Origin of the sequence: Zhongshania sp. (assembly GCF_041623545.1) — a bacterium.
Classification (GTDB): Bacteria; Pseudomonadota; Gammaproteobacteria; order Pseudomonadales; family Spongiibacteraceae; genus Spongiibacter.
In genome coordinates, this window is record NZ_JBFJWS010000161.1 from 1 (window position 1) to 7,308 (window position 7,308).

General features: G+C 52.7%; 7 protein-coding genes. 4 read left to right on the forward strand and 3 right to left on the reverse strand.

Annotation, left to right across the window (positions count from 1 at the left end; all coding sequences use genetic code 11):
* The 3 genes from ABYT30_RS13125 to ABYT30_RS13135 all read left to right on the forward strand — a co-directional run.
* A partial coding sequence (locus tag ABYT30_RS13125; RefSeq protein ID WP_373096895.1) for an AMP-binding protein occupies positions 1-645 on the forward strand: 645 nt, incomplete at its 5' end.
* 39 nt (positions 646-684) lie between these two features.
* On the forward strand, positions 685-1,665 hold the full coding sequence (locus ABYT30_RS13130; RefSeq protein ID WP_373096896.1) for an LLM class flavin-dependent oxidoreductase: 981 nt from the start codon (positions 685-687) through the stop codon (positions 1,663-1,665).
* Between the two features lie 84 nt (positions 1,666-1,749).
* Positions 1,750-2,217 (forward strand): GbsR/MarR family transcriptional regulator, encoded by a 468-nt coding sequence (locus ABYT30_RS13135; protein WP_373082308.1) that lies wholly within the window; start codon positions 1,750-1,752, stop codon positions 2,215-2,217.
* A 20-nt stretch (positions 2,218-2,237) separates the two neighbouring features.
* Here the strand turns inward: ABYT30_RS13135 and ABYT30_RS13140 are convergent, their stop codons facing one another.
* On the reverse strand, positions 2,238-2,810 hold the full coding sequence (locus tag ABYT30_RS13140) for a TetR family transcriptional regulator (protein WP_373082307.1): 573 nt from the start codon (positions 2,808-2,810) through the stop codon (positions 2,238-2,240).
* A 224-nt stretch (positions 2,811-3,034) separates the two neighbouring features.
* Here ABYT30_RS13140 and ABYT30_RS13145 point away from each other — a divergent pair, with 224 nt between their 5' ends.
* The gene (locus ABYT30_RS13145; RefSeq protein ID WP_373096898.1) at positions 3,035-4,570 is read left to right on the forward strand and encodes a long-chain-fatty-acid--CoA ligase; all 1,536 of its coding nucleotides are present in this window, start codon (positions 3,035-3,037) and stop codon (positions 4,568-4,570) included.
* A 69-nt stretch (positions 4,571-4,639) separates the two neighbouring features.
* Here the strand turns inward: ABYT30_RS13145 and ABYT30_RS13150 are convergent, their stop codons facing one another.
* Together ABYT30_RS13150 and rapA are read right to left on the reverse strand one after the other, a co-directional pair.
* On the reverse strand, positions 4,640-4,924 hold the full coding sequence (locus tag ABYT30_RS13150; protein WP_373096900.1) for a hypothetical protein: 285 nt from the start codon (positions 4,922-4,924) through the stop codon (positions 4,640-4,642).
* Between the two features lie 29 nt (positions 4,925-4,953).
* On the reverse strand, positions 4,954-7,308 hold a 2,355-nt coding region (gene rapA / locus ABYT30_RS13155), incomplete at its 5' end, for an RNA polymerase-associated protein RapA (RefSeq protein ID WP_373096902.1).

A 7,308-nucleotide genomic window follows, 5' to 3' on the forward strand; every position in this document is an offset into this window, starting at 1 on the left:
CCGGTGTTCAGTCAGTTCTACGGTCAGGCCGAAGCGCCAATGGCGATTTCCATTTTGCGAAAAGCCGATCACGATGTGAATAATATGCAGCGTTTAGCAAGCTGCGGTCGCCCAAGCCCTTGGGTGAATGTGCAATTGCAAAATGCCGACGGCAACCCGGTGGCGATCAATGAACCGGGGGAAATCTGTGTGCGCGGCCCCTTACTCATGGATGGATATCGCGATCCGGAATTAACAGCTGAGGCATTTAAGGGCGGTTGGCTCCATACTGGCGATGTCGCGGTGCGTGACGCCGACGGCTTTTTGCGCATTGTGGATCGCACCAAGGACATGATCGTGACTGGTGGCTTTAATGTTTATCCTAGGGAGGTTGAAGATGTGCTTAGTGAGCACCCGGCCGTATCCCAAGTCGCTGTGATTGGTGTGCCTCACCCCAAGTGGGGTGAAGAAGTCACAGCACTGGTCGTTTTGCGAGAAGGTCAGGCGGTGGCAGACCAAGAGTTGATCCGCTTAGTGGCGGAGCGTAAAGGCTCATTTCAAGCGCCTAAAGTCGTGAAGTTTATCGACTCGATTCCGCAAACCCCCGTGGGCAAACCAGATAAGAAAGTACTGCGGGCACAGTATGCATCGGCAATCGCCCAGTAGCGTGAGTATGCCTGCTAAATTAATGACAAGGATAATAATATGCACATGATGCGGTTTGATATGCGGGTGCCGGGTAAGTCGGCGGCAGAGATTGCGGATCACTATCAGGCCGCGATTGCGATGGCGCGCTGGGCTGACGAGCAGGGAAATTTTTCAATTTGTTTATCTGAGCACCACGCCTCAAATGACGGCTATTTACCCGCGCCGCTAATACTCGCCTCGTCAATGGCGGCAGTCACCAGCAAACTTGCGATCACGATTGCCGCCACTTTATTACCACTATACGACCCGGTGCGCTTGGCGGAAGAAATGATTGTACTTGACCATATAAGCCGTGGCCGAGTGAGTTATGTTTTGGGCATTGGCTATCGACCAGATGAATACGAGTTATTTGGTTTGGATTTTGATCGGCGCGGCGCCATTGCCGATGAAAAGCTAGCGAAGTTAATGGCCTGTTTCGCATTGGCAGGAAACACAGAGAATGGCGCGAGAATTACCCCGGGATCCTATACGCCGGGAAGGCCCACCATAATGTGGGGCGGCGGTAGTAAGCCGGCGGCGCGCCGCGCTGGTCGAAATGGCCTGGGCTTTCTTGCCCAGAACAATGCGCCGGGCATGGAAGAAGCCTATTTAATGGCATGTCGCGACGCTGGCTTTGCGCCGGGTCCCTGTCTTATTCCGCCGCCCGGTATGCCCAGTGTGGTGTTTGTTCACCCCGACCCAGATCAAGCTTGGGATGAGGTGGGGCCACATATGTTAGCTGATGCACTTTCCTACGCGACGTGGAATGAGCAGGCGGGCCTCCATGCGTCGAGTCTTTCTAAGAGTAAGACCGTGGCCGAGCTGCGCGCGGAGCAAGGGGCTTACCGTGTGGTAACGGTTGACGAAGCCGTTGCCTTGATTAAACAGTGGGGGCGATTGCCCCTGCACCCACTCTGCGGCGGCTGTCCTCCAGCGCTTGCCTGGCCTTATTTACAACGTGTTGTGGATGAGGTGTTGCCGGCTGCGGCGATTAACTAAGCGCTGTTATTGATGTGCCGGGCTGGGGACGTTGGCGACAAGCGGTGTCGCACGATTATATTTTTATAGCATGAGTGGGGCATTATGCCGGATTTGAGTTTGAGCCAAGATGACAGTCGGTTTATCGACGACATAGCGTCACTGTTAACGCCCTGGGGAATGCCCCAAGTAGCCGCTCGCTTGTACGGCTACCTATTGTTGAGCGCCGAGGCGGTGACCTTGGATCAAATATCGGAGGAGCTTGGTGTGAGTAAAAGTGGCGCCAGTGTTGCCGCTCGGTTACTGGAAAAACATTCGCTAGCGCGCCGCTTCGGTGAGCGCGGCACTAAACGAGTATTTTACGAGGCATCCGACAGCTATGGTGGCGTGCTAATGGATCAGGTATCGCTTTTGGGGTCGGTGGCGCGTTTACTGCAAAATCGCGCGCCACAACTGACTTCCGATCTCAGTCGTGAGCGCCTTAATCAAGCATCTACTTTTTACTTGACGGTTCGGGATGCGATGGAAGCTGGAGTGCTTGATGCTATGAAGGCTGTGGAGAAAGGCGACTGACTTTAAGTCGACAGTTTATCTTAAGCTTTATCGACAATGGCCTGTATTGATTCAGCAAACCAGTTTATTAATTCTTCACTGTCGCTTTTATCTTTTGGGGCGAGGGGAATCTGCCGAGTAAATAGCACGAAGCCCATCGCCAATATCAAAATTTCCAGGGCACGGGCTTTGCCGTTGGGTTCGCCCAGACGCTTCGCTAGCGGCACTAAAATATATTCTTCGGTGACGCGGGTCGCTATATCTCGCGCCTCTTTGTTGCCGGTTGATAAAGTAATGATTGAGGGCGGTCTGAGCTCGAGATTGGGATCGACGAAGAGTTGCGCTAAATGGCGGCCGAGGCCAAGTGGCAATTCTGTATTGCTTTTGAATAAATCGTCTAAACGCATCGCGTCGATCAGTGCAGCTTCAAACAAGCCTGCTTTGGAGCCGAAATAGCGTAGAAGGAGTGGTGAACTTATATCCGCAAGGGCCGCTATGTCGCGTATTCCAGTTTGGTCGTAGCCGTGTTCGGCAAATGCTTTTTGCGCGGCCTCGAGTATATTGGCTTTGGTTTTAAGGGCGTTGCGGCGCTTTACTGGGGGCTTGGTAGTCATAGCGGCCAGTATAGCATGCCTGCTCATTCGTGGAATGAGTCGCGCTGCAGGGAGACTGTTTGCTAAGGTGACTGGGTTAGCACTCGTCCTTGATCTTTGCGACAAGTATCTTATATGAGCTTGACGTCGGTAGGCAGGTTAAGCATATTCTGAGTGAATTTAGATTTTTGCATCAGGCAAGTCGAATATTGGTCGTGGTGCTCAATAAAGCTGGGGTTGAATAAATGAATACAACAGAGTCAATAATAAGAAATGCACTGCGTTGTCCTAATAGCAGCGCTATTATCGAAAATGAAATCAACTTCAGTTGGCAAGAGCTGAGTGGCCGAGTTGGGAGATTAGCCGGAGCCTTACAAACCTGTGGTATTGGATTTGGCGATCACGTTGCGCAATTGCTGGGGAATGCCTACCGCAATATAGAGTCTACCTACGCCGTTCAGTGGTTGGGTGCGGCGGTGGTGCCCATTAATATTCGCTGGACTGCCGCTGAAGTCGCCTTTGCGTTAGAAGATTGTGAAGCCAAGCTACTTTTTGTCGATCGTCAGAATTTAGCTACCTATCAAAACTTACCCTTAGCGCTTACTGAAGCAATCACCGTCATTTGGGCGGATAGTGGCGACTGTCCAGACGGTATGCTCAGTTATGATAGCTTGATCACCACTAGTTCCGCCGCTGCCCGGGCGGAAGTGTCTGGTACAGATATTTCCAGTATTTTTTACACCGGTGGCACCACTGGCCGCTCCAAGGGTGTAATGCTAAGCCACGATAATCAGGTCGCTCACAGCATTGCTTTTATTGCCGATTGTGGTTTAGCCGCGGGTGGTAAATACCTGCATGCCGCGCCAATGTTCCATATTGCTGATTCACTGTTTACCCATGTCGTTAGTATGCTGGGCGGTGTGCATGTTATTTTGCCGCAGTTTTCACCGCAGGGGCTGGCGGAAATCGTTTCTAAACATCAGGTTGAATTCACCGTCTTGGTGCCGACGATGATTCAAATGGTGATGTCTGATCGGGCAGTGGCCGATCGAGTGTTTAAGGTGCTAAAGCATTTGTATTACGGCGCTTCGCCCATGCCAGAGGCACTGACACGGGAAATTTTGAGCGCCTACCCAGACTTGGATTTAAGTCAGGCTTATGGTCAGACTGAGTCGTCGCCGGTGTTAACGATATTGCCGCCGCGCTGGCATGGCAAGGGTGAGCCGCTGCCTCAGGCGCGCTCAGCTGGCAGACCAATTTACGGTACCGAGCTGCGCATAGTCGATAGCGAAGATCGCGAATTAGCCATTGGTGAAACCGGGGAAATTGTCGCCAGAGGCCCGCAGGTTATGCAGGGCTACTGGAAGCGGCCGGAGGAAACCGCCGCAGCTCTGCGCGGTGGTTGGCTGCATACTGGTGACGCCGGGGTAATGGATGAACTGGGTTTTGTGTATGTGGTTGATCGTATAAAAGACATGATCATCAGCGGTGGTGAGAATGTGTATACCGTTGAAGTAGAAAATGCGATTTACGATATTCCGGGGGTGGCACAGTGCAGCGTGATCGGACTTCCCCATGAAAAATGGGGCGAAGCAGTGCATGCGATAGTGGTTCCTGCGGCGGGGGTTGATCTTGAAGAAGCTACCATACTCAATCATTGCCGGGAGCAGCTGGCTGACTTTAAGCGACCTCGCTCGGTAACTATACGTCGCGAGCCTCTACCGATCTCTGGTGCAGGAAAAATATTAAAGCGTGAGTTGCGGGCTGAAATGATCGCCTAAAGTGCGTAACAAATATGACGGGATTGGCAGACGCTGATTTATGTTTTGCGTTTTCCCTCTCCCGCCAAACTAGTGCGCGCTAAACGCCTGCACACAATACCCTTTAGCGAGTGCCTCAAGTATTTGCGGGTCTTTCGCCAATGCGGGATTATCTGGGATATGCGCATTGTCGATAAGTTTGCGTTTCTCAATTTCAACGTTAATAAAGCCTTCGGCCATGACGAATAATTTGGCTAAGTTCTCAGCGCCGAACATGTCTTTGAAATCGATATACACAATAAATGGCGCTTGCTCGCCCTCGGTGAATTCACCTTTACTGGTTTTGGCGGTGGCGTTAATGGAAAACAAATACATATTTTCTCCGGCTTTAATTAAGCGAGCGTTTATTGGCTAACAATAGCTAAGCGTAGCGCCGACATATTGAGTTGCATATTGTCTAGGGCATCTTTGCCCAGACTTGTCTCGGCATCAAAGCTTTCTAACTCAGCAGGGCTGATGTGCGGATTGCGGTTCATAAGTGCCTGTAGTCGCTGGCGTTCGGCGCTGCGATCTTTGTCGTAATTGTCTAGCGCGGTGCTGATCCACTCTTTGGCGGCGGCTTCGGCTAGCGCTTCAACATTAGGTAGCATGGCGGTAAGGCTCGGGCGCACTTCTCTGAGCAAGGCGGGCATCACTGTCTTTTTAATGCCTTGGGCAAGCTGATTTAGTTTTTTGTGGGCGACACTGGCAGTGAGGTTGCGCTGTTGGTGGTCTACCACCAAGCGGAAGCTCTGGGCCGGTAAGTAGCGGGACAGTTGCAGCCACGGCGGCGCTTGTAGGGCGGGGCTGTACAGCGCTTCTAATAAAAGTGTGCCAGCTTTTAAGCCTTTAACGGCGATGGTGCAGACCGTGGCACTGCCAAAGTCACTGGACATTATTAAGTCCATGCCGCCACTGATCAGTGGGTGTTCCCAGCTGAAGTAAGCCATGTCTTCGCGGCTAAGAGCGCGTTCGCGGTCGAAGGTGCCGGTAATACCGTCCTCGGGCAAATGCGGGAACGCTTCGGTAATCATGTGATCGCCGGGGCGCAAAATCACGGCATTGTCACTGTGGTCTTCGTGCACCAAACCAAACTGGTCAGAGAGAATATTGACGTATTCGGCAAGACTGTCGCTGCGCTGCTCGGCTTCTAATGCCGTGATTAATTCGCTGGCGCGTGCTGGGTTACAGGAGTTGAGTTCTAGTAAGCGGTTGCGACCGTTACGCAGGCTAACTTGCAACTCTTCAGATTTATTGGCGGCGCGGCTAACCAACTCGGCAAAGCTGGCATTGTCGGCAGTGCCAGCAAGCGCAGCAAGGAGTTCGCCGCTAAATTCTAGCATTAGGGCGTTGCCCACGGTGCAAGGCTGGCTAAAGATGGCCAGGGCATCGCGGTACCAGCACAGCAGTTTGTCTTGAGCGCTACCTTGGTAATAGGGTACATGTAGATTAACGTCGCCGAGCTGGCCGATGCGATCTAAGCGGCCAATACGTTGCTCCAGCAGGTCAGGGTTAAGCGGTAAGTCGAATAACACTAAATGCTGGGCGAACTGAAAGTTGCGGCCTTCGCTGCCAATTTCTGAACAGATTAATACTTGGGCGCCGTCTTCTGGATCGGCAAAATAGGCGGCGGCGCGATCGCGCTCAATGAGATTGAGATCTTCAATGAATAGCGCGCTGGCGATGCCACGTCGTACTCGCAGTTGTAACTCCAAGTCTTGGGCGGTGTTTTTGTTGCTGCAAATCAATAGAACTTTGTCGTCGGGGTGTTGCAGCAAGAATTTTTCTACCCAGCTGACGCGGGGGTCGAGTTTAATCCATGCGTCACCGAGTAAGAGTTCTGGGTGCAGGGCCGACTCTTCGTCGACTAGGCCGAGTGCCGCTTGGTATTCCGCTGGTGCGTCGAGTGGATGTTCGTGTAATACCCGCTGGGGAAAGCCGCCTACCGAGGCGCGGGTATTACGGAATAACATACGGCCGGTGCCGAAGCGGTCGAGTAAGTCACGCACGACTTTTTCGATTGAATCAGCGTCAGCATTGCTGGTTAACGCGGCCAGCTGGGCTGGTTCTAGGAGTTCGCTAAGCTGCGCGGTGAAGGCGGCGTCGGCCAATGATTCGGCAGGGCTGTCGAGTAGTCCTTGAATTAGATCGCTAATGCCTTCGTATTGGCTTTGCTCGGCGCGGAAGGCCTCTAAGCTTGGGTAGCGCGCGGGGTCGAGCAGGCGCAAACGGGCGTAGTGGCCATCGATACCGGCGTTCTCTGGGGTTGCCGTGAGTAGCAAGACGCTGGGTATCTCGGCGCTAAGGCGCTCTACCAATTGGTATTCGGCAGAGCTACTACCGTCTTCCTGCCAGTGGAGGTGGTGGGCCTCGTCAACCACGAGAACGTCCCAGCCCGCCTCCATGAGTTGGCCTTGGCGGCGTTCGTGGGCGCTGATCCAGCTCAGTGGGCAAATGACCAACTGGGCGTCTTCAAAGGGGTTTTCTTCATTTTCTTTGGACTCTTCTTCGTCAAAGAAAATACTGCTTGGGTCGTCTTCGTACTGGTCTATTTGTTGGCAGCGAGCTTCATTGAAAATACTGAACTTCAGATTGAAGCGGCGCAACATTTCTACCAGCCATTGGTGCACTAAGCTGTCTGGCAGCAGAATCAATACCCGCTTGGCACGCTCTAAGAGCAACAGCTGGTGAATGATTAAGCCTGCTTCAATGGTTTTACC

Excerpts from the sequence above, each read along its gene's own strand:
- ABYT30_RS13130 (WP_373096896.1), top strand. The coding sequence starts at position 685 with ATGCACATGATGCGGTTTGATATGCGGGTGCCGGGTAAGTCGGCGGCA.
- ABYT30_RS13135 (WP_373082308.1), top strand. The coding sequence starts at position 1,750 with ATGCCGGATTTGAGTTTGAGCCAAGATGACAGTCGGTTTATCGACGAC.
- ABYT30_RS13145 (WP_373096898.1), top strand. The coding sequence starts at position 3,035 with ATGAATACAACAGAGTCAATAATAAGAAATGCACTGCGTTGTCCTAAT.
- ABYT30_RS13150 (WP_373096900.1), bottom strand. The coding sequence starts at position 4,924 with ATGTATTTGTTTTCCATTAACGCCACCGCCAAAACCAGTAAAGGTGAA.
- ABYT30_RS13140 (WP_373082307.1), bottom strand. The coding sequence starts at position 2,810 with ATGACTACCAAGCCCCCAGTAAAGCGCCGCAACGCCCTTAAAACCAAA.